Source organism: Rhodoferax sp. RT4P68, from assembly GCF_056521305.1.
This window is the reverse complement of sequence record NZ_JBWMBB010000006.1, coordinates 333,120-354,469: the sequence shown is the minus strand read 5'-3', so window position 1 is coordinate 354,469 and position 21,350 is coordinate 333,120. Positions and strand designations below refer to the sequence as shown.

General features: G+C 62.8%; 21 protein-coding genes, 1 tRNA gene and 1 pseudogene. 14 read left to right on the top strand and 9 right to left on the bottom strand.

What is annotated here, in order from left to right:
• Positions 1-523 precede the first annotated feature (523 nt).
• From AC099J_RS15895 to AC099J_RS15865, 7 genes and pseudogenes are all read left to right on the top strand, one after another.
• A complete protein-coding gene (locus tag AC099J_RS15895; protein WP_479616235.1) occupies positions 524-667 on the top strand; it encodes a hypothetical protein in 144 nt (47 codons plus the stop codon).
• Positions 634-864: pseudogene (locus AC099J_RS15890) on the top strand (hypothetical protein); the annotation flags it as partial. The gene AC099J_RS15895 and the pseudogene AC099J_RS15890, both read left to right, overlap by 34 nt.
• 2 nt (positions 865-866) lie before the next feature.
• Positions 867-1,106 carry an SUMF1/EgtB/PvdO family nonheme iron enzyme gene (locus AC099J_RS15885; protein WP_479616234.1) on the top strand — a complete coding sequence of 80 codons (240 nt, stop codon included), beginning with the start codon at positions 867-869 and terminating at the stop codon, positions 1,104-1,106.
• 539 nt (positions 1,107-1,645) lie between these two features.
• Positions 1,646-2,074, top strand: a complete 429-nt coding sequence (locus AC099J_RS15880; RefSeq protein WP_479616233.1) for a hypothetical protein — start codon at positions 1,646-1,648, stop codon at positions 2,072-2,074.
• The gene (locus AC099J_RS15875; RefSeq protein WP_479616232.1) at positions 2,071-3,561 is read left to right on the top strand and encodes an ATPase domain-containing protein; all 1,491 of its coding nucleotides are present in this window, start codon (positions 2,071-2,073) and stop codon (positions 3,559-3,561) included. Before AC099J_RS15880 ends, AC099J_RS15875 begins: the two co-directional genes overlap by 4 nt.
• 229 nt (positions 3,562-3,790) lie before the next feature.
• Complete coding sequence (locus AC099J_RS15870; RefSeq protein ID WP_479616231.1) at positions 3,791-4,597, top strand: alpha/beta fold hydrolase; 807 nt, start codon at positions 3,791-3,793, stop codon at positions 4,595-4,597.
• A complete protein-coding gene (locus AC099J_RS15865; protein ID WP_479616230.1) occupies positions 4,594-6,099 on the top strand; it encodes a sensor histidine kinase in 1,506 nt (501 codons plus the stop codon). The genes AC099J_RS15870 and AC099J_RS15865 overlap by 4 nt, the downstream gene beginning before the upstream one ends.
• Before the next feature lie 491 nt (positions 6,100-6,590).
• On the opposite strand, the gene AC099J_RS15860 is transcribed toward AC099J_RS15865, so the two are convergent.
• The gene (locus tag AC099J_RS15860) at positions 6,591-6,959 is read right to left on the bottom strand and encodes a thermonuclease family protein (protein WP_479616229.1); all 369 of its coding nucleotides are present in this window, start codon (positions 6,957-6,959) and stop codon (positions 6,591-6,593) included.
• Positions 6,960-7,280: 321 nt separating this feature from the next.
• On the opposite strand from AC099J_RS15860, the gene AC099J_RS15855 reads away from it, so the two are divergent.
• The gene (locus tag AC099J_RS15855) at positions 7,281-7,667 is read left to right on the top strand and encodes a LexA family protein (protein WP_479616306.1); all 387 of its coding nucleotides are present in this window, start codon (positions 7,281-7,283) and stop codon (positions 7,665-7,667) included.
• 7 nt (positions 7,668-7,674) lie between these two features.
• Positions 7,675-8,973, top strand: coding sequence for a Y-family DNA polymerase (locus AC099J_RS15850; RefSeq protein WP_479616228.1), 1,299 nt, complete (start codon positions 7,675-7,677; stop codon positions 8,971-8,973).
• A gap of 101 nt (positions 8,974-9,074) precedes the next feature.
• On the opposite strand, the gene AC099J_RS15845 is transcribed toward AC099J_RS15850, so the two are convergent.
• Positions 9,075-9,650 (bottom strand): hypothetical protein, encoded by a 576-nt coding sequence (locus AC099J_RS15845; protein ID WP_479616227.1) that lies wholly within the window; start codon positions 9,648-9,650, stop codon positions 9,075-9,077.
• Between the two features lie 118 nt (positions 9,651-9,768).
• Here AC099J_RS15845 and AC099J_RS15840 point away from each other — a divergent pair, with 118 nt between their 5' ends.
• Entirely contained in the window at positions 9,769-10,062 is a 294-nt protein-coding gene (locus tag AC099J_RS15840; RefSeq protein WP_479616226.1) for a helix-turn-helix domain-containing protein, read from the top strand.
• A gap of 893 nt (positions 10,063-10,955) precedes the next feature.
• On the opposite strand, the gene AC099J_RS15835 is transcribed toward AC099J_RS15840, so the two are convergent.
• The 6 genes from AC099J_RS15835 to AC099J_RS15810 form a co-directional block, all read right to left on the bottom strand.
• Positions 10,956-12,152 carry a tyrosine-type recombinase/integrase gene (locus AC099J_RS15835; RefSeq protein ID WP_479616225.1) on the bottom strand — a complete coding sequence of 399 codons (1,197 nt, stop codon included), beginning with the start codon at positions 12,150-12,152 and terminating at the stop codon, positions 10,956-10,958.
• 173 nt (positions 12,153-12,325) lie between these two features.
• Positions 12,326-12,418 (bottom strand) — tRNA-Ser (locus AC099J_RS15830).
• A gap of 37 nt (positions 12,419-12,455) precedes the next feature.
• A complete protein-coding gene (locus tag AC099J_RS15825) occupies positions 12,456-13,727 on the bottom strand; it encodes an aspartate kinase (protein WP_479616224.1) in 1,272 nt (423 codons plus the stop codon).
• Positions 13,728-13,796: 69 nt separating this feature from the next.
• On the bottom strand, positions 13,797-14,777 hold the full coding sequence (gene tilS / locus AC099J_RS15820) for a tRNA lysidine(34) synthetase TilS (RefSeq protein WP_479616223.1): 981 nt from the start codon (positions 14,775-14,777) through the stop codon (positions 13,797-13,799).
• Between the two features lie 10 nt (positions 14,778-14,787).
• On the bottom strand, positions 14,788-15,426 hold the full coding sequence (locus tag AC099J_RS15815; RefSeq protein ID WP_479616222.1) for a CoA transferase subunit B: 639 nt from the start codon (positions 15,424-15,426) through the stop codon (positions 14,788-14,790).
• Between the two features lie 2 nt (positions 15,427-15,428).
• On the bottom strand, positions 15,429-16,241 hold the full coding sequence (locus tag AC099J_RS15810; RefSeq protein WP_479616221.1) for a CoA transferase subunit A: 813 nt from the start codon (positions 16,239-16,241) through the stop codon (positions 15,429-15,431).
• Between the two features lie 76 nt (positions 16,242-16,317).
• Between AC099J_RS15810 and AC099J_RS15805 the strand changes: the two genes are divergently transcribed.
• Both AC099J_RS15805 and AC099J_RS15800 read left to right on the top strand, forming a co-directional pair.
• Complete coding sequence (locus AC099J_RS15805) at positions 16,318-16,872, top strand: LuxR C-terminal-related transcriptional regulator (RefSeq protein ID WP_479616220.1); 555 nt, start codon at positions 16,318-16,320, stop codon at positions 16,870-16,872.
• Between the two features lie 43 nt (positions 16,873-16,915).
• Complete coding sequence (locus AC099J_RS15800) at positions 16,916-17,503, top strand: peroxidase-related enzyme (protein ID WP_479616219.1); 588 nt, start codon at positions 16,916-16,918, stop codon at positions 17,501-17,503.
• 59 nt (positions 17,504-17,562) lie between these two features.
• Here AC099J_RS15800 and AC099J_RS15795 read toward each other — a convergent pair whose 3' ends face one another.
• Positions 17,563-18,345 carry an SDR family oxidoreductase gene (locus AC099J_RS15795; RefSeq protein WP_479616218.1) on the bottom strand — a complete coding sequence of 261 codons (783 nt, stop codon included), beginning with the start codon at positions 18,343-18,345 and terminating at the stop codon, positions 17,563-17,565.
• Between the two features lie 137 nt (positions 18,346-18,482).
• Between AC099J_RS15795 and AC099J_RS15790 the strand changes: the two genes are divergently transcribed.
• On the top strand, positions 18,483-20,180 hold the full coding sequence (locus tag AC099J_RS15790; protein ID WP_479616217.1) for an electron transfer flavoprotein-ubiquinone oxidoreductase: 1,698 nt from the start codon (positions 18,483-18,485) through the stop codon (positions 20,178-20,180).
• Positions 20,181-20,351: 171 nt separating this feature from the next.
• Entirely contained in the window at positions 20,352-21,323 is a 972-nt protein-coding gene (locus tag AC099J_RS15785; RefSeq protein ID WP_479616216.1) for a TRAP transporter substrate-binding protein, read from the top strand.
• The last annotated feature ends 27 nt before the right edge of the window (positions 21,324-21,350 follow it).

Sequence of the window (21,350 nt, the reverse complement as noted above, 5' to 3'; positions counted from 1 at the left end):
GACTCCCATGCCGCCCTGACTGCAGCCGATGTCAGCGCGCGGCTGTCGCGGCGAAGCTGGCCAACATCTCGACGGGTTCATTCGCAGGGAACCAGCATGTGTCCTCTGCAAATTTTGCAGAGCCCTCAGGTCTCCCAAGCCGACGCCGCAAAGATGCTGCACGTCAGGCCCGGCTGAGCCGGCTCCAGCGGACCAACCGTCAGAGAGCAAGTCAAAGTCGAAACGCCGATCAGCTTCTGCAACTCCACCGCCGCCACGCCTGCGACGGGGCCATCCACAGCGCAAGAAGTATCAACCGCCGCTGCCGGCGTAAGTGAGTTCTGATTCATTGCCCGTGGAGTCCTACGCACTCACGTATTAGTGAGTCAGGACGCCCGGGGTGTGTGTCCAGTGGTCGACAGCCTGGGCATGCAGTTAGTCCGGATATCGCCCGGCCAATTTGCGATGGGCGCAGAGCGCGCGCTGAACAAGTTGCAGAATATTTATGTGGGAATCGAGCCTGGTCGGGTGGAAGATCTTGGTGATGAGCGACCTGTTCATCTGGTGCATCACCCGGGCGTTTCACATGGGCCGTGCCAAGGTAACGCGTGGTCAGTACCGCACGTTTAGGCAACGTTCAGGCTACGTGCCAGAATTCTTCGCCAATGGCATCGGTGCCTATGGCTAGACCCTGCTCGCGATCCCGGAGCTACTGAACGCGGCGATGCGTTCGCGGGGCGCAGTCCACGCTACTCCTGGGAACAGACTGGCTTCTTCCAAGACGACAGCCATCCAGTTGTCAACGCAACGTGGAACGACGCACAGGCTTTGACGCGTTGGTCGACCAAGCAGGAGGGTCTAATCTACCGTCTGTCGACTGAAGCCGAATGGGAATACGCCTGTCGTGGCTCTGGGGATCCTGCCCCGGTGCGTTACAGGGGCAAGCTGACGTTTTTGACGCTGACGCCGCGCTCTACTGGCCCCAGTTGGCTCAACGCGCGCTCCCATTTCGCGACGGGTATGCATTTACGTCACCGGCGGGCGCACTTGCGCCGAATGCTTTCGGCCTGCGCGACATGGTGGCCAATGTATGGGAGTGGACGGCCGACTGGTACGCGCAGAACTAATCCGCTGCCTCCCCGAAGGACGATCCACAAGGGTCCGAACAGGGCGAGGTCAAAGTCCGGCGTGGCGGGTCGTGGCACACACATGGCCGTTGTACGCGCGGTGCAGGTATCGAAATTGGAACACTCCTGAGACGCGATACGCGCTGGTTGGCTTCCGACTCGTGCTCGAAGTGCGGTGAGCGGCGACGCTGCGTCAGAAGACACACGCTACCTTCGAAGCCCAAGGGTGTCGCGCGTGCCGTGAGGCAGGACGCCCAGCGTGGTCAATAGCCTTGTTGGGCGCATCCGCATCCTCGCGTGCGTGCGCATTTCAACGATCGTGGACACCTGTTTCATGCAGATGGCGAACCTCATTTCTGCCTTATCTCGGACATGCAAGGGGTTTGGAACCGCCGCCTGTAAGAACGGCAGTCGTCTCGGCTCCCGGTCTAAGTGAAACAGCCGATCCACGCGAGTCACCGGTCCAGATTGGCACGCTCGCGAACAGACGCGGGAGCCTCTTTTTAGGCTATCGTGGTCGTTTAGGGGAGGTGCACGGCTTGACAGCTCAAGACGACGAAGAAATTGCGGCCCATCTGGCAAAGGCTGTCTCATACGGCGCATCTGCGACGCAAGTCGCCGCGATGGTCGTGTCGGCAGTTGACGGCATCGACCACGCCTTGACGCCAATCGTCGGCCCGAACGGTGTGGCGGCGCTGTACAAACGAACAATGCACGTTGCAGCACAAGCGCATGCTTGTTTGGCGACGTCGGCGGGCGGCGGCTCTCCGTCCGATTGGCCCGCTGCGTTGAGATCCGTTCTGGAACGCCAAACCCCTGCCGCAGCCGCAGCGGCGGGGGCCGCGTTCCTGCAAACCTTCAACCAGCTTTTGGCCACCTTGGTAGGCATCTCGCTCTCCGAGCGATTGCTCCGTCCGGTATGGAAAACATTTATGAGCGGTTTTTCCGCGAAAGACTTTAAGGCATGACGAACAAAGTCAACATCAACCGATTGGCTACCTGCGTACCCGGTCTGGACCAAATCCTGGGAGGTGGTTTACCGGAGTTTTCGTTCAATCTGATTGCCGGGGAGCCCGGCTGTGGCAAGACAACGCTCGCGCACCAGATCATGTTTGCTTTGGCCAGCACGGAGCGACCGGCGATCTATTTCACGGTGCTCGGAGAGCCGCCGCTCAAGATGTTGCGGTACCAACAACAGTTCGAGTTCTTCGACACAGAGGCCATCAACAAGTCGGTCCGTTTCATTAATCTATCGGACGAAGCAATATCGGGCGACCTGGACGGCGTGTTGAAGCGTATCGTCGATGAAGTCACGCGGCACAGTCCGGCCCTGGTGTTCGTCGACTCGTTCAGGTCTGTGGTGCTGGCAAGCGACAGCAGTGGGAATCCGCACAATATTCTGCAGAAATTTGTGCAGCAGCTCGGCGTGGCGATGACGAGTTGGCAGGCCACAACCTTCCTCATAGGCGAATACTTCACAGAGACCGACGCGAACCCGGTCTTCACCGTATCAGATGGGCTGATTTGGTTGCACCAGAGTCTTCAGCGTAACTCCATGGTTCGCAAACTGGAAATCAAAAAGATGCGCGGGCAGGCAGTTCTCCCCGGGCTGCATTCCTATCGGATCAGCGGCGCAGGCATCGAAGTTATTCCACCAGTCGATATCTCTGCTTCGCAGCGATCGAACGTTGAGAGGGCTTTGGGCGATCAAAGGCTTCCGATGGGGGTGCCTGGCCTAGACGAGATGCTCGGGGGCGGCCTTCCGCGTGGCTACTCTCTGCTTGTCGCGGGACCCTCGGGTTCGGGAAAAAGCATTCTTGCAGCCGCTTTTCTTGCCGAAGGCGCCAAAACGGGCGAGACCGGCGTCATCGCGACATTCGAGCAAAACTGTTTTCGATCTCGCAACCGCACCGTCGCCGACCTCATCGACAGCGGCAGTGTGAGTTTGGTGGAAAGTCGCAGCGAGCTCTCGGTCAATGAGGTCTTTTCGATGTTGATACGGGAGATCCAACGGGTGGGCGCCACTCGAGCGGTCATCGATTCCCTTTCGGGCCTGGAGCTCGCATTGGCACCAACCTTCCGGGTGGATTTCCGGGAGTCGCTGTCCAGCCTGGTCACGGCGCTTTCAGCTGTCGGCGTCACGGTATTGCTGACCTCCGAACTTGAAGACCGCTATACGGACTTGCGCTTCAGCCCTTACGGTACAGCTTTCCTGACGGACGCAATCATTGTGCAACGGTACATCGAGGTGGAGAGTCGGCTTCGGCGCGTGATGGCAGTTGTCAAAGTGCGAGCGAGCTCACATTCCGATCAATTGCGCGAATACGAGGTCGATGCGGATGGCATCCGAATCGGGGACATGTTGGTTAGTCACGAAGGCCTTCTTGGAGGGCGGCCAACGCGGAAAGCTTCCCTTCAATCGGGGAGCAAGAGGGCGCCAGGCGCCGGTATCTAAGTCCACGTCGCAGCATAGCTACCTCACGGACGTTCGCTGAGCTGACCAACTGTCGGTCGGCTCAGGCCCCCGCGGAGTGAACAGCAGCATGCTGACGATGCCGGCTGAATCGCGTTGCCACCGGTCCCTGTCCACTTCGAAAACGTCAAACACCCGGCGTACCCCTCACCCCAACCCAGCTGTGGAACAATTCCGTTCCTTCGCATTTGCGAGGATGCGAGGAACATCGATGGATTTGAAGAAGCGCAACAACGTCAAGGTCGCAGGCGCCGGCCCGGCAACACTGATGTTCAGCCACGGCTTCGGGTGCGATCAGAACATGTGGCGGTTCTTGGTTCCGACCTACGCTGCGCGATTCCGCGTCGTCGCGTTCGACCTGGTTGGTGCCGGGATGTCCGACGTATCGGCGTATGACCGTCGCAAGTACGACTCCCTCCAGGGCTACGCCGACGACGTCCTTGAACTTGTTGACGTTTGTGCGGAAGGTCCCGTGGTCTTCGTGGGGCACTCGGTGAGCGCGATGATCGGACTGCTGGCGGCAGTCCGAGAGCCCACCAAATTGGCGGCGCACGTCATGATGGGCCCGTCCCCCTGCTACATCAACGATGGCGATTACGTCGGCGGCTTCAGTCGAGCCGACATCAACTCGTTGTTGGAAACGCTGGAGTCAAACTATCTTGGCTGGGCCAGCAACATGGCACCCGCCATCATGGGCACGCCTGGAAAGCCGGAGCTTGGCATAGAACTGACCAATTCGTTCTGTCGCACGGACCCGGACATTGCCAAGCAGTTCGCGCGTGTGACCTTTCTGGCGGACAACCGCGCAGACCTGTCGAAACTGACTGCGCCGACGCTCATCGTCCAGTCCAGCGACGACTTCATCGCACCCATCGCGGTCGGCGAGTACATGCACCGAACGCTGTCCGATGCGCGGCTCACTGTCGTCGACAACGTTGGCCATTGCCCCCATTTGAGTGCGCCGTGTGCGAGCATCGAAGCAATCGACACGTTTCTTGAAGAGCTGGGTTACGGGTGACCGAGGCGCGCCCGTCCCTGCCGAGCGCAGCGGAACTGTTCGAACAGTTTCCGGTCGGCCTTTTGGTGCTGGCCGCCAACGGCACCATTTTGAAAGTCAACAACACTTTTTGCGCGTGGCTGGATGTGGATCCGGCTGAATTGGTGGGGCGTAAGCGACTGCAGGAACTCTTCACCGTCGGCGGACGCATCTTCCACCAAACGCATTGGCTCCCAATACTGGAAATGCAAGGCTCCTTGTCCGAGGTCAAGCTGGACATGCTGCGACAGGACGGGAGCACCTTTCCGGTCATGCTCAACGTCATCCGGCGCGTGCGCGACGGCGGCACGCTGGACCAAGTCTCCGTTTCCATGGCGGAGGAGCGAAACAAGTATGAAAAGGAACTGCTGATCGCGCGCAAACGAGCCGACGCGTTGTTGGCCAGTGAGCGCGAATTTCAGGAGCGACTCAAAGTCACGCAGTCCCGCTTGCGGCAAGCGCTTCGGCTCGGCTCGCTGTACCTTTGGGAAATGGACCTGTCCACAGGGCGGCAGCACTACGACGACGAGGTGGCATCTCTGCTGGGCTTCGAGGCACCACAGCCCATCGCCGAAGCAGCCTTTCGGGAGCGCATTCTTCCGGCGGACCAGGAGCTTGAGCGGCAGTCGCTCCAGGCCGCCATCACGAACACGCAGGTCTACCATTGCACTTACCGGCTGACCGATGCATCGGGCAGACTGCGCACGGTGGAATCCTCCGGCAATGTGCTGCAGGATGGCGACGGAACACCGACACGCATAGTCGGCGTGCTTAGCGACATCACTGACATCTGGCAACAGCGCGAACAGGCCAAAGACCGTGCACTCCTTGCGGAGCAGATGGTCGGCATTGTGAGCCACGACCTGCGCACACCGCTGTCGGCCATTCTCGTTGGCACGGAGATGCTGGCACGAGGCGAAACCGCAGAGGGCAAAGTGCGCATGGCAGCGCGCGTAGCGCAGTCCGCCCGCCGCGCCCAAAGGCTGGTCGAGGACTTGCTGGACTTCACCCTGGTACGGGTTGGCCGGGGGCTAGCAGTCCAGCGCCGAAAGTCGGACCTGCATGCCCTGGTCGCGTCAACAGTCGATGAGCTTGCCCTCAGCGCCCCGGGTCGGCTGCTGCACTGCACCCATCTTGGCGAGGGTGCTTGCTCTCTGGACCCTGACCGCGTCGCGCAGATGATCGGTAACCTCGTCAGCAATGCGTACACCCACGGTGCGTCGGACAAGCCGATTGCGATCCAATCCGAGGTGTGCGCGGGTGTCGTTCGCGTCTCTGTGTCGAACCAGGGAAATCCGATCCCTCCCGATCTGCAGGCCCGCATTTTCGAGCCCATGGTGCGCGGTGGCAGCGGGAACGGTGGTGCCCGCAGTGTTGGACTCGGCCTTTACATCGTTCGGGCCATCGCGCTCGCCCATGGCGGGGAGGTTGCGGTCAGCTCGAGCGCAGAAGGAACGACCTTCACGGTTACGTTTCCCCTATAAGGAGCAAGCTGACCGGATGCATGGTCCTGCAGTCCTCCGCCTGCACGGCGCTGTGACCTCGCCCCCGGAAAACCTACGGCAAGCGTCCGGACACACTATCTTTACGACGGCCGCAGGCCCCGTCCGGCGGTCAAGCTCGCCGGTGTACAGCTGCGCGGCAGTAAACTACTCAACGATGCGATGGTTCGGATGCGCCAGCAGCCGCTCGAGCACGTCCTTGAGGTGCGTCCGATCGCCAAGGGTCCGAATGTTCGACGGCTCTGCCTATCAGAGCAATGAACCCGATCCCTGAACTGCAATGTTCACGGTATCTTCCGTCCTAGTGGGTGCGGGCCTCAAGGCCCGGTGTATTCTGTGCGGGGCGCGTTGCAGCCGAGCCGGCCCAGCAACGCCTGTTGACGGATCCTTGGAGCAGTTCCCAACTGCGTCTTGGTCTGCGACCAGGATCGAGAAAGCGAACGAGGTCGCTCTTGGCATGTCTGCAGGCCCACTCATCGCATCGAGCGCCTCCAGTCCCACGGGGCCACCTGCCGGGGCTCAGACCACAGACCGGCCTGCTTCGCCCTGGCGACACTCTCAGCATGTTCGTACTGCATGCGCGCCTCATGCGTCTGGTCGCGCGCATAGGCGCGGTACCACCACGCCCATCCCTGCGTGATCATGGCGTGTCCCACATCGATCGTCTGTGGGCCGTTCGGCACCCAAGCTGGAGCAACCCTCGCGACGCACAGCATGCGGCCGAAACGGTCCTTCTTCGGGCATTCCAAGACGGCCGGCCGGCCGAATGTCATCGCGGCCAGTGCGGCGCGCGACCGTGTGCCGAACGGTTGGCCCTTCTCCGGCGCATCGATGCCAGACAAGCGTACCTTGAGCTGTTCGTAGGCGCCGAGTGAGCCACACCGCGCAGTCAACGTGTCCCCGTCGCTCACCCCCACGACCAGACAATCCCGGACTCCACCCCAGGATGTGGATGCAGTCACGAGGACAACAGCTGCGAGGATGGCACGGCGCGACGCCCGACTCCGTCGCTTGAGCGCGCCAAGACCTCCGTGGGAGACGCGGTGCGGCTGGGCAGTCCAGTTGTCAAAGTTCACGAGCATGGTCCAGATGCTACGCCATATACTGGATGGGTGAACAGTATCGACGGCGCCACCCACCCCACACCTTTGGACGTCAGCACCATGTTGCTGCCGGTGGCTGGGCACGTGGTCCATGCCGGGTTTCCATCGCCCGCCGACGACTTTCTGGTGCAGCGGATCGACCTCACCCGCGAGTTGATCACCCACCCTCAAGCCACGTTTCTGCTTCGCGTCAGTGGCGACAGCATGAAGGACGCGGGCATCTTTGACGGGGACATGCTGGTCGTCAACAAAGCCCTGAAGCCGCGGCACGGCCATGTGGTGGTCGCCGTCGTGGACGGTGATTTCACGGTCAAGTTTTTGTACCAACGCGCCGGCCGCGTCAAGTTGCGACCGGCGAACCCCACGTTTCCTGATATCACCCCCCGCGAGGGTCAAACGCTCGAGGTGTGGGGCGTCGTGACCTGCGCCATCAAGCGCTTCACGTGAGTCGCTGATGTACGCGCTGGTCGATGGCAACAACTTCTATGTGAGTTGCGAGCGCGTGTTTCGTCCCAGCCTGGAAGGCCGGCCCGTCGTCGTCCTGTCGAACAACGACGGCTGCGCCATTGCAAGGAGCAACGAGGCCAAGGCGTTGGGGATCAAGATGGGCGCGCCGTGGTTCCAGATTCGGCACTTGGAAGAAGCGGAGGGCCTCGTGGCCTTGTCCGCCAACTTCACGTTGTATGGGGACATGAGCGACCGAATGATGAGCCTTGCGGCGGGTCTAGGTCATGCGCAGGAGATTTACAGCATCGACGAATCGTTCATCGACCTGTCGGGCATGCGCGGCGATTTGACGGACCGAGCCCGCCGGATCCGAGCGCGCATCCATGCGTGGGTCGGCATCCCCTGCGGCGTTGGCATCGGCACCACGAAGACGCTGGCCAAGCTGGCCAATCACATTGCCAAGACCGCGGAGCGCAAGCCAGACAGCTATCCAGCAGAACACGCGCAAGTGTGCAACTTGTGCACTTTGACCGGGGCGCAAGTAGACGACTTGTTCGCGCTGACCGAGGTCGGTGAGGTCTGGGGAGTTGGCCGGCGCATCGCTGCCCAGTTGCAGGCCGGGGGCGTGAAGACGGTCCTGGACCTCGTTCGCATGGACCCCGCCACGGTGCGCAGCCGGTGGAGCGTTGTCCTGGAGCGCACCGTCCGGGAGCTCCAAGGGCTCTCGTGCGTGGATTTCGAGGACGCGCCGGTACCCAAAAAGCAGATCGCGTGCACGCGTTCGTTCGGCCGCACGATCAAGGACTTGCCGCAGTTGCTCGAAGCAGTGTCCGAGTTCGCGACGCGCGCGGGCGAGAAACTGCGACGCCAGACCAGCGTCGCCGGTCAGCTGCTGGTGTTCGCCCACACGTCACCGCACCGCCCTGGGCCGCGGTTCCACAAAACGGTGACGGTTCCCTTGCGCAGGCCGACAGCGGAAACGCCACTGCTGGTGCAGGCAGCCGTGCGCGGCATGCGGCAGATCTTCGAGCCAGGCTTCGACCTCGTGAAAGCCGGCGTGATGTTGCTCGACCTGGCGCCGGCCGGGCGCCTCCAAGGCGAACTTGCGCTGGACGAGGAGGTCCGCGATGAGCACCGGGAACGGCTCATGACCGCGATGGACACGTTGAACGGTCGCTACGGCAAGGGCACGTTGCACGTGGCCTGCACGGGAGCCAGCAATCCGCGCGAGTGGACGATGCGTCAAGACCGCAAGACGCCGAACTACACCACCGCTTGGAGTGATGTGCCGGTGGCGCGGGCATAAAACGCTGCGATCTCGTGTGTGTTTGGGTTGCACCTCCGTGAGTGTGCTGATCTCGGGCAGGAGCGCCAACCCGGGTGGCTCGTCTGTTTTGGCGTGAATGCTTACGAATGCGGAGTCATCCAGCGCGGCACATCAAAGCTCATGATGGTGTCGTTCCACAGGCCGTCGATCACGCGATCGTCCGTGTGTGGGGCACAGAGCGGCGCCACAACGCCCTTCAACCCACTCAGCCGGGCTGGTGCTCCGCACACGATGCACAGCCGCTCCGTCGCATCTCGGGCGTCCTTCACCAGGCGGTAGATGTGGCGAGCCTCCCTGTCGTCAGGGCCCGGCTCGTCGAAGAAATTCGGGTGGCCCCTGATTTCATCGGGGATGATCACGTGCTGGCCGTCGATGTTGTAGCCGTACCGCGCTCCACCGTTGCGTTCTTCAGCGTAGCGCCAATGGAATTCCCGCTTGTCGACATCGAGCACCGCGTCGATTGCGCTACACAGCCTGGAGAAGGCTGGAACCCACCCACAGTAGAGCCAAAGATGCGAAATCTGGTTCTGTTGAAACATGTAGGGATGCCGGTTCCTCAAGGTGCGCAGCGGAAGCGGATCGAACTGCGGCCAGGAAGTCGGCGGCGAAGAACCGCGAGCGAAGGAGGAGCGTTGTGCGAAATCGGTTGAAGCCATTGAATTCCTAAACATTTATGTTCTGGATTCATGGCATTCTAAATGCGCCAATCCGCGGGTGCCAAGGAAGCCCCCACCTGTTCTCCCGACCTCTGACCTTCCAAGAGCCTTTCGTTCGGTGCGGGTTGCCAAGGGAATCGCCCAGGTCTCCTTCGCGACGGTGTCCTCCATGGCTCACGTCAGCAGGATCGAGCGCGGCACCAGCGTCCCGACCTTGGGCAAGATCGAGGCCTTGGCGGAGGTCATGGACGTTCATCCGATGACGGTGCTTGCCTTGAGCTACATGTCGGCGCCGCAGCCGAAGGCGTTACAGGCTCTGTTCGAGCGGATCGCCAGCGAAATCGAGGGGCTCGAACTAGAGAAGTTTTCGGATTCGACGCTTACGCCAGGTGCGAAGCCCAAGAGCCGATAGCGGTGCTGCTGGCTCCGACCCGTGCTGCGCAAACGTGGCGACTTTTGGAAGCGGGCGCGCCTAACACCTTTCAACGCTTGGGGGGCGCGCGTTTGCACTTGCTATGCGAGTTTTTCCAACGCTATCGGCCGGCAGCGATCTTTCGCCGCAATCCGCACGGGCCGACCGGCGGCGCTTCCAGCGCCATAGGGCTGATCAACAACGCCATGCTCATCTAGGGAGTGTTCACCATCACACAACGGCACGCCGAGCTCGTCGCACTCAGGATCAAGAAGCCGGCGCACGACCTCAATTGAGCGACTCGTAAGTGGCAGGCTAAATTGTGGCCCGAAACAGATAAACCGCTTATCCGGGCTGGTGGCGCACTCGGTTGCAATATTCAACAGTCGGATGAGCGACCTCGCGCCGCCACGAGCCGATGGACCAGAAGCTGTCGCTCATGATGATTCGCTCCACGCGCGATTGCTTTCTGCAGTTCAATGATCTCGCGTTCAAGCACCAGCGATTGCCGCCCATGCTTGACCGGTGGCACAAGAATTCCTTGAGCGACTTGGGAATAGTAGGCGCTCGGTGACAGGCACAGTCGCTTTTGCGCTTCCTTGAGACTTTTTAGGTCATTCGGCAGACCTGCCACATCGGGGAAGACGTGGTTCCTGGGCAGCGAAATCCCAACTCCCCTGCCCATGAACAGCGCTGGTGCTTCGAATGTGTGACCTGCCGATTGCCTAGATATTCCAGTGCTTTTCACCCCAACCCCGCTCTGTTGCGCAGATCACTCACTGCGAGTGCTTAGCCTGCCTGCAACGTGACACTCTAGTAGCATTCTTCTTTTGATTTTCTCATAACGGGGGCCGCGTCTTAATTTTGAGTTCGAAATACGAAAAACATATGCGTCAGCACGCCGTCAACCTGATTGAATCGACTTCGTCGGCCCAAAACTGCATCAGTTCGCGCCTCTCCTTCAAGTAAAGCGCATGGTTGTATGCGGCAGCGACAGTGTTCCGTTCCGCGTGGGCGAGTTGCGCCTCGATGACATGATGCGCGCAACCTCTTTCATGCAAGATCGTTGACGCCAAGCCACGAAACCCATGCCCCGTCATCGTTCCCCCATAGCCCATTCGCTTTAATGCAGCCAAAATGGTGTTGTTACTAATGGGTTTCGTTGGATCCCGCTCCCCTCTGAAGAGATTCGGCCCCCGTCCTGTGATGGTTTTTAAGCTCTTCAAAAGGTCGACGGCCTGGCGAGACAGCGGGACAATGTGAGGAGCTGCCATCTTCATTCTTTCGGCCGGAATCCTCCATTCCGCCTGCGCCAGGTCAAACTCGCTCCATGGCGCCTCGATCAGTTCACTCGTTCTGACGAAAGTCAGGCACATCAGTTTCAGCGCGAGCCGAGTTTGGCTGGTGCCTTGGTAAGCTTCGATGCTGAGCAGCAGCTGCGGAAACTCTTTCTCCGAAACCCGCGCGTAGTTCTTTTTCTTCCGGGTCTTCAACGCGTCGGATGGCCTCAAGCTTGCGGCTGGATTTTGGTCGACGAAACCGTGCACGACGGCGTAGCGAAATATCTGCCCGCAGGTTTCCAGCGCGCGCTTGGCCACGTCCGTGGCGCCCCGCTTCTCAATCGTCTTGACGAGGGAGAGCAGGTGAATGGCGGAAACGTCCGCGATCGGCTTGGGACCCACGTAGGGAAACACGTCGGCCTCTAAGCGGCGTTCAACGTACCCGACGTGCCGAGGACTTTTGTCGTTCTTCCAGTGCTCCAACCAGCCTCTGGCGACGGTCTCGAACGTGTTCGCTCGCTGCTCAACACGCACCAGCTTCGCTTCGCGCCGCAAGTGCGATGGGTCGTTTCCCTGTGAAAGGTGCCGCCTCGCGTCGTCCCGCAGTCCCCTGGCCTGAGCCAAGGTAACTGCAGGATAGACGCCTAGGGCAAGCCTCTTCTCTTGTTTGCCGATGCGGTACTTGAGACGCCAGTACCGCCCTCCCCCTGAAGTCACCTCAAGGTACATCCCTTGACCATCGGACAGCCGCGTAAATTTCTTGCCGTCCGGGCACGCGGCTGTCTTGCATTGGAGGTCTGTCAACGGCATTGGGGGCATCTTTCCAAGAGCTGCTTAAACGAACAGCTTTATGCCCCCAAAAGTGCCCCCTCGTCAAACCGGTTGTCCAAGGAGCTCCAAGGAGCTCGACGGACAAAAAAAATCCCTTAGGCGTTGATTCCTAAGGGATCTTGGAGCTCCAAGGAGTTCCATGGAGCAAATTTTGGCGGAAACGGAGGGATTCGAACCCTCGATGAGGCTCTACACCCCATACTCCCTTAGCAGGGGAGCACCTTCGGCCACTCGGTCACGTTTCCTGGAAAGCTGGCGATTATGCCATGAGAAAAATGCTGCTCAGGCCGCTGTCGGCTGGTCCAGATCGAAGGCGCGGTGCAGGGCGCGCACGGCCAGTTCCATGTACTTCTCGTCCATGATGACCGAGGTCTTGATCTCGCTGGTGGAGATCATCTGGATGTTGATGCCCTCCTCCGACAGGCAGCGAAACATCTTGCTGGCCACGCCCACATGGCTGCGCATGCCGATGCCGACGATGCTGACCTTGCAGATCTTCGCGTCGCCCACGACCTCCTGCGCGCCCAGCGCGGGCACCACCTGGTCCTTCAGCAGGTCCATGGTCTTCGCATAGTCGTTGCGGTGGACCGTGAAGCTGAAGTCGGTCTTGCCGTCCTTGCTCAGGTTCTGGATGATGACGTCCACCTCGATGTTGGCGTCGGCCACGGCGCCCAGAATCTGGTAGGCGATACCGGGTTTGTCGGGCACGCCCAACACGGAGATCTTGGCTTCGTCGCGGTTGAACGCGATGCCCGACACGATGGCTTGTTCCATTTGCTCGTCTTCCTCGAATGTGATCAGGGTGCCGGACTTGGCCTCTTGGGCCAGGTCGATGTCCCAGGGCGTGAAGCTGGACAGCACGCGCAGCGGCACCTTGTATTTGCCGGCGAATTCCACCGAACGGATCTGCAGCACCTTGGAGCCCATGGAGGCCATCTCCAGCATCTCCTCGAAGCTGACGGTCTGCAGGCGGCGCGCCTCCGGCACGACGCGCGGATCGGTGGTGTAGACGCCGTCAACATCGGTGTAGATCAGGCACTCGGCCGCCTTCAGCGCAGCAGCCACGGCCACGGCCGAGGTGTCGCTGCCGCCACGGCCCAGCGTGGTGATGTTGTCGTCATCGTCGACACCCTGAAAGCCCGTCACGATCACAACCCGGCCGGCCTTCAGATCGGTGCGCACGCGGTCGTCGTCGATCGACTCGATGCGGGCCTTGGTGTAGGCGCTGTTGGTGCGGATCGGCAATTGCCAGCCGGCGTAGCTGACCGATTCGACGCCCTCGGACTGCAGCGCAATCGCCAGCAGTGCGGACGACGCCTGCTCGCCCGTGGCGGCCAGCATGTCGAGTTCGCGGTGGTAAGAGTCGGTCGGCCGCGCGGGGGCCAGCTCTTTGGCCAGGCCCAACAGCCGGTTCGTCTCGCCGCTCATGGCGCTGGGAACGACCACCATCTGGTGGCCGGCGCGCGCCCATTTGGCGACGCGCTTGGCGACATTGCGGATGCGCTCGGTCGAGCCCATCGACGTGCCGCCGTATTTGTGAACGATGAGTGCCATGGGTTGAATGGCGCGGTCCCCTGTGCCGTTGTGCCGGTGTTGCCGGACGGCTTGCAGCTGCGGGTGACGCTACGCCTGGGTTGGGTCGGAAAGCGCAGGATTGTAGCAATCGAGCACGTCGCCACGTCGCCGCACGAAGCCCGCGCCGGCCTTCAGCTGGATGTCGTGGCCGCGCGTGCGGCAGGCCTGCAACTGGTCCAGCAGTTCGTCCATCTGGGCGGTGCTGGGTGACGTTGCGTGGAACGTGCGCAGCCAGTGCCGCAGCACGTTGGCGCAACGCGCGCGTGACAGTGCGCGCAGCCCGGCGATCGATGGTGGCACGCCGACGGTCTGCAGGTCGACGTCCCCCAGTTCACGCAGCAGCGACTGCCCTTGCGCGGCATGGCGCGCGCTGCGGGCGAAGGTTTCGCGGAACGAGGGAAACGCTTGTTCCAGCGCCGGTAGCAGCTGCGCGCGGATGCGGTTGCGCGTGTAGAACGGGTCGCTGTTGGTCGGGTCTTCGATCCAGGTCGCGCCCTGCCCTGCCAACCAGCTGCGCAATGCGGCGCCTGGCACACCGAGCAAAGGCCGGTGGTAGCGCAGCCCATCTCGCTCCCATTGCGCCGGCATGGCCGCCAGGCCCGGCAGGCCGGCGCCACGGCTGAGCGCCAGCAGCAGCGTCTCCACCTGGTCGTCGGCGTGCTGGGCCAGCGCCACGTCGCGCGGGCCGCCCTGCGCCCAGTCGCGTCGCGCCACCTCGGCGATGGCGCCATAGCGGGCGCGGCGCGCGGCATCCTCGGGACTCTGGCCGCTCGCGTGGCGGGCCTGCACATGGGCGACCGCCAGCGGCACGTTCAAAGCCTTGCACACCACGCGGCAGTGGGATGCGAAATCGTCGGCTGCCGGCTGCAGGCCGTGGTGCACATGCACGGCGTGCACCTGACCGGGCCAGCGTGCAGCGCAGCCGAGCAACAAAGCAGTGGAGTCGGCACCGCCGCTGTAGGCCACGGCCAGCGGCAGGCGGGGCGCAAAGGCCGCCAGCGCTGCGCTGGCGGAGGAATGGCCGCTCACGGCCGGAACGTCAGATCAGCTCGACGCCGGTCTTGGCCTGCAGCGATGCGCGCGTCACGCCGGGCGCCATCTCGACCACCTTCAGGCCCTCGGGCGTCACGTCCATGACGGCCAGGTCGGTGATGATGCGGTCAACCACGCCCACGCCGGTCAACGGCAAAGTGCACTTGGGTAGGATCTTCATGTCCTCGGTGCCGTCCTTCTTCCTGGCGACGTGCTCCATCAGCACGATCACGCGCTTCACGCCAGCCACCAGGTCCATGGCGCCGCCCATGCCTTTGACCATCTTGCCGGGGATCATCCAGTTCGCCAGATCGCCTTCGGCACTGACCTGCATGGCGCCCAGGATCGACAGGTTGATCTTGCCGCCACGGATCATCGCGAAGCTGTCGTGGCTGCCGAAGATCGAGGTGCCGGGCAGCGTGGTCACGGTCTGCTTGCCGGCGTTGATGAGGTCGGCGTCGACCTCTTCTTCCGTTGGAAACGGGCCGATGCCCAGCATGCCGTTCTCGCTCTGCAGCCAGACTTCCTTGTCGGCCGGCACGAAATTGGCCACCAGGGTCGGGATGCCGATGCCCAGGTTCACATAGAAACCGTCTTCGAGTTCCTGCGCCGCGCGCGCGGCCATCTGGTCTTGTGTCCAGCCCATGTTCAGACTCCTGCTTGCTTGTTGACCGGCACCTTGGGCACGGGAATTTCATCGACGGCGGCGGCCTGCGCAATCACGGCCTGTGCTTCGATCTTCGCGGCTGCCACATCCACCGGCGCGGCGGCGCGCAGCGTGCGCTTCTCGATGCGCTTTTCAGGATGGGCGTTGAGCACGATGCGGTGCACGTAGACGCCGGGCAGATGCACCTGGTCCGGGTCCATGTCGCCGGTCTCGACGATCTTCTCGACCTCGACCACGCAGATCTTGCCAGCCATGGCAGCCGCAGGGTTGAAGTTGCGCGCCGTGCGGCGGAACTGCAGGTTGCCCGATTTGTCGGCCGCGTAGGCCTTCACCAGCGAGACCTGGGGCACCAGCGAGCGCTCCATCACATACGTTTCGCCATCGAACTCGCGCAGCTCCTTGCCTTCGGCCACCTGCGTGCCGACGCCGGTCTTGGTGAAGAACGCCGGAATGCCGGCGCCACCAGCGCGCAGTTTCTCGGCCAGCGTGCCCTGGGGTGTGAATTCGAGCTCCAGCTCGCCGGCCAGGTACTGGCGCTCGAACTCCTTGTTCTCGCCCACGTAGCTGGCGATCATCTTCTTGATCTGGCGCGTCTCCAGCAGCTTGCCCAGACCGAACCCGTCGACCCCGGCGTTGTTGGAGATGACCGTCAAGTCCTTGACGCCGGAATCCTTCAGCGCCTCGATCAGCGCCTCGGGAATGCCGCACAGGCCGAAGCCGCCCACGGCCAGCAGTTGGCCGTCCTTGACGAGCCCCTTCAGCGCCGCTTCGGCGGAGGGATAGATTTTGTTCACGCTGTTCTCCTTTGCAATCAGACGGGGGACGATACTACGTAGCCGTGTACGTAGTGTTTCGTAAAGGGAAGTCCCGATGGAGATCGACTACCGGATGGCGTTCGATTTGGCGCCCATCGGCTTGGTGCTGTCGCGCCAGCGTGCGATTGTGGACTGCAACCAGCAACTGTGTGAGATGTTCGGCGCCGCGCGCGAGCAGCTGGTGGGGCAGTCGTTCCGCGTGCTCTACCCCAGCACCGACGAGTACGAGCGCACCGGCCAACGCATCACGCCGATCATGAATGCCAAGGGCTTTTACGCCGACGAACGCATCATGCAGCGGGTCGACGGCCGCTTCAAAGGCGAGTCGTTCTGGTGCCATGTGACCGGCCGCGCGTTCAACCGGTCGGCGCCGCACGAGGCCGGCATCTGGAGCTTCGAGGACTTGAGCGCGCGCCGCGCCGTCAAGACCGGGCTGACGCCGCGCGAGCGCGAGGTGGCGGCGCATGTCATGGAGGGGCTCACCTCCAAGGAAATCGGGCGCGCGCTGGGCATCAGCCATCGCACGGTCGAGATTTACCGTGCACGGCTGATGCGCAAGTACCAGGCCAGCACGGCTGCCGATCTGGTGCATCGGCTGATCGCGGGGTAGCGCCCCGTATCATCGATCGCACATTCACCACACCGAGACAGACATGGCCGAACGCTACCCGCTCCCCGACCTGAACGGCCTGCCCGAGGACCTGCGCGTCAAGATCCTGGAGGTGCAGGACAAAGCCGGCTTCGTGCCCAACGTGTTCCTGGCCCTGGCGCGGCGCCCAGCGGAATGGCGCGCGTTCTTTGCCTACCACGATGCGCTGATGGATCCGGAGAGTGCCGGCCGCAGCAGCCCCCTCAGCAAGGGCGACCGCGAGATGATCGTCACCGCCACCAGCGCGCGCAACCAGTGCCTGTACTGCGTGGTCGCGCACGGCGCGCTGCTGCGCATCTACGAGAAGAAACCGCTGGTGGCCGACCAGGTCGCCGTGAACTGGCGCAAGGCCGACATCACGCCGCGCCAGCGCGCGATGCTGGCGTTTGCGATGAAGGTCTGCGAGCGTTCGCACGAGATCGACGACGCCGACTTCGCCGCCCTGGCCGAACACGGCTTCGATGGCGAGGACGCCTGGGACATCGCGGCCATCACGGCATTTTTCGGCCTGTCCAACCGCATGGCGAGCGCCACCGGCATGCAGCCGAATGCAGAGTTCTTTCTGATGGGCCGCGTGCCCAAGCAGAAATAGGATTCAGTGGACCATCGGGCGCGCGGGCCCGGCTCACCCCATCCCCGCCCGCGGGCTGCTCAGGCGCAGAACCCGTCGTCGGCCGCGATCACGGCGCCATTGACGAAGTGGCTCTGGTCGCTGGCCAGCATGACGATCAGCGCATCCAGATCCTCAGGCTTGCCCACACGTTTGCGCGGCAGCATCTGCACCAGCTTTTGCCCTTGCTCGGTCTGCCAGTGGCGATGGTTCAGCTCGGTGTCGATATAGCCCGGGCACAGCGCGTTCACGTTGATGCCGTACTTGCCCCACTCCAGCGCCATGGCCCGCGTCATGTGGATCACGGATGCCTTGGTCATGCTGTAGACGCCGATCTGCGGCATCGCGCGCAGCCCCGCCATGGAGGCCACGTTGATGATGCGCCCGCCCGTGAAGCTGCCCGGCGCGGCCCCGCGCGCCCTGGCCAGCATGCGCTTGCCGACTTCCTGCGCGACGAAGAACGCGCCCTTGACGTTGGTGCCGAACATGTAGTCGAAGTCGTCCTCCTCCACGTCCTGCAGCCGCTGCGTGGTGCTGACGCCCGAGTTGTTGACCAGGATGTCGATGGAGCCGACCTCCGTCTCCGCCCGCGCGACCGCCGCGCGGATCGAATCGAGATCGGTCACATCCATGGCGACCACATGGGCGTCGCCGCCATCGCCGTCGATGTGGGCGCGAAGCTCCTTGAGCCGCTCCACGCGCCGGCTGGCCAGCACCACGGCCGCCCCAGCGCGTGCCAGCACCCGCGCGAACTGCGCGCCGAGTCCACTGGAGGCGCCGGTCACGAACGCCACACGGCCTGAGAGATCGATGCTGTACGCCATGGAAGAGCCCTTTCTCGGTGAACACCGCGATGCTTTCATTGTGACAGTGCCCTGTCGCCGAGGCGCTTGGGGCGCCCGCAGACGCCGCGAATAAAATGGAGGGCTTTTGCGCCAACCCACAGAGTGAGACACCCCACATGACGAACGAAGAAATCCTGGCCCAGTACGGTCCGCGCGAGGCCATGGAGTACGACGTCGTGGTGGTCGGCGGCGGTCCCGCCGGCCTGGCCACCGCGATCCGGCTCAAGCAACTCTCCGCCGAGAAGGGCACGGACGTCTCCGTGGTCGTGCTGGAGAAGGGCTCCGAGCCCGGCGCCCACATCCTGTCCGGCGCCATCATGGACCCGCGCGCGCTGTCCGAGCTGCTGCCCAACTGGAAGGCCGATGGCGCGCCGCTGACCCAGCGCGTGACCGACGACGCCATGGTGTTTCTGGGCGAAAAGTCCAGTGTGCGAACGCCCGGTTTCCTGCTGCCCGAGTGCTTTCAGAACCACGGCAACTACATCGTCAGCCTGGGCAACGTCACGCGCTGGCTGGCGCAGCAGGCCGAGAACCTGGGCGTGGAAATCTTCCCCGGGTTTCCCGCCGCCGAAGTGCTCTACAACGACGATGGCTCGATCAAGGGCGTGGCCACCGGCAACCTGGGGCTGGGCAAGGACGGTGAACCCACCGGCGACTTCCAGCTCGGCATGGAGCTGCATGGCAAGTACACCGTGTTCGCCGAGGGCGCGCGCGGCCACCTGGGCCGCCAGCTGATCGCCCGCTTCAAGCTCGACGAAGGGCGTGATCCGCAGGCCTATGGCCTGGGCGTGAAAGAGGTCTGGGAGATCGACCCCCAGCGCCACCAGCCCGGCTTCGTGCTGCACACGGCCGGCTGGCCGATGGACCAGAACACCTATGGCGGCGCCTTCCTCTACCACATGGAGGACAACAAGGTCACGCTGGGTTTCATCACCGGCCTGGACTACGCGAACCCCTACCTCAGCCCGTTCGAAGAGATGCAGCGCTGGAAGACGCACCCGAACATCCGCTGGTACCTGGAAGGCGACGAGGCCAAGGGCATCAAACCCGGCAAGCGCCTGGGCTATGGCGCGCGCGCGATCACGGCCGGCGGCCTGCAGTCGCTGCCCAAGACGGTGTTCCCCGGCGGCGCGCTGGTCGGTTGTGAAGCCGGCTACCTGAACGTCAGTCGCATCAAGGGCAGCCACGCCGCGATCAAGACCGGCATGCTGGCCGCAGAGGCTGCCTACGCCGCCGTCACGGCCGGCCGCCAGCACGACGAGCTGACGAGCTACCCAGAAGCGTTCGAGAAGAGCTGGCTCTACACAGAGTTGCGCAAGGCGCGCAACTTCAAGGCCTGGTTCAAGAAGGGCCTGACGGTGGCCACCATCATGAACGGCGTGGAGCAGTTCGTGCTGAAGGGCAACGTGCCGTGGACGCTCAAGCGCGACAAGCCCGACCACGCCAGCCTGAAGCCGGCCTCCGAGTGCAAGCCGATCGTCTACCCCAAGCCCGATGGCAAGCTGACGTTCGACAGGTTGTCCAGCGTCTTCATCAGCAACACCAACCACAACGAGCACCAGCCCGCGCACCTGACGCTCAAGGACCCGATGGTGCCGCTGCAGATCAATCTGGCGAAATACGCCGGGCCCGAGGCGCGCTACTGCCCTGCCGGGGTGTATGAGTTCGTGAAGACCGACGCCGGCCAGGACCGCCTGCAGATCAACGCGCAGAACTGCGTGCACTGCAAGACCTGCGACATCAAGGACCCGACACAGAACATCGTCTGGGTCACGCCCGAGGGCGGCGGCGGGCCGAACTACTCGGGCATGTAACCTGCCCTGACCGTTCACGGCGCCGCAAGGCGCCTTTTTTCGGCCCTCCCCGCGCAAATTGCGTAGAAATCCCGAGTCGGAATTGCCCTGTTCTCGTGCATAGTCGCGCGGATTCGTCATTGCGGCGCCGCTGGGGCGCCGTGTTTTTTTTGAATCCGGAGAGACCGATCCATGACATTGAACCGAATCGCCGCCGCCCTCCTGTTGAGCATGGGCCTGGCCAGCGCCGCCTTCGCGCAGACCACGATGAAGATCAGCATCTCCACGGCGCAGAACTCGCACCAGGGCGTTGGCATCGACACCTTCGCCAGAGAAGTCGAAAAGCGCACCGCTGGCCGCTACAAGGTGCAGACCTTCTACAACGGCGCGCTCGGCGGCGAACGCGAGTCGATCGAGGCCGTGCAGCTCGGCACGCAGGAGCTGACCTTCTCCTCGACCGGCCCGGTGCCCAATTTCGTGCCGGAAACCAAGATCCTGGACGTGCCCTTCCTGTTCCGCGACAAGGCCCATGCACGCGCCGTGCTCGACGGCCCCATCGGGCAGGACATGCTGGCCAAGTTCGACGCCAAGGGTTTCAAGGCACTGGCCTGGGCCGAGAACGGCTTTCGCCACATGACCAACTCCAAGCGCGACATCAAGGCCCCTGAAGACTTGAAGGGCCTGAAGATGCGCACGATGGAGAACCCGGTGCACATCGCCGCCTACAAGGGCTTCGGCATCATCACCACGCCCATGGCGTTCCCCGAAGTGTTCACGGCGCTGCAGCAGGGCACCGTGGATGGGCAAGAGAACCCGCTGTCGGTCATCATCGCGTCCAAGTTCGACCAGGTGCAAAAGCACCTCTCGCTGACCGGGCATGTCTACTCGCCGGCCATCTTCCTGATGAGCAAGGCAGCGTTCGACAAGCTCAGCGCGGCCGACAAGCAGGCCTTCCTGGACGCCGCGAAAGAAGGCACCAAGGCCAATCGCGCCCGTGTAGACGAAGACGATTCCAAAGGCGTGGCCGATCTGCGCGCCAAGGGCGTGACCGTCATCGACAACGTGGACAAGGCCAAGTTCGTCAGCGCGCTGGCGCCGGTCAACGCGCAGTTCGAAAAGGACTTCACCAAGGCTGCGCTGGACAAGATCCGCGCCGTCCAGTAAGGCGCCCTGACGCGCCTGCACATGCCC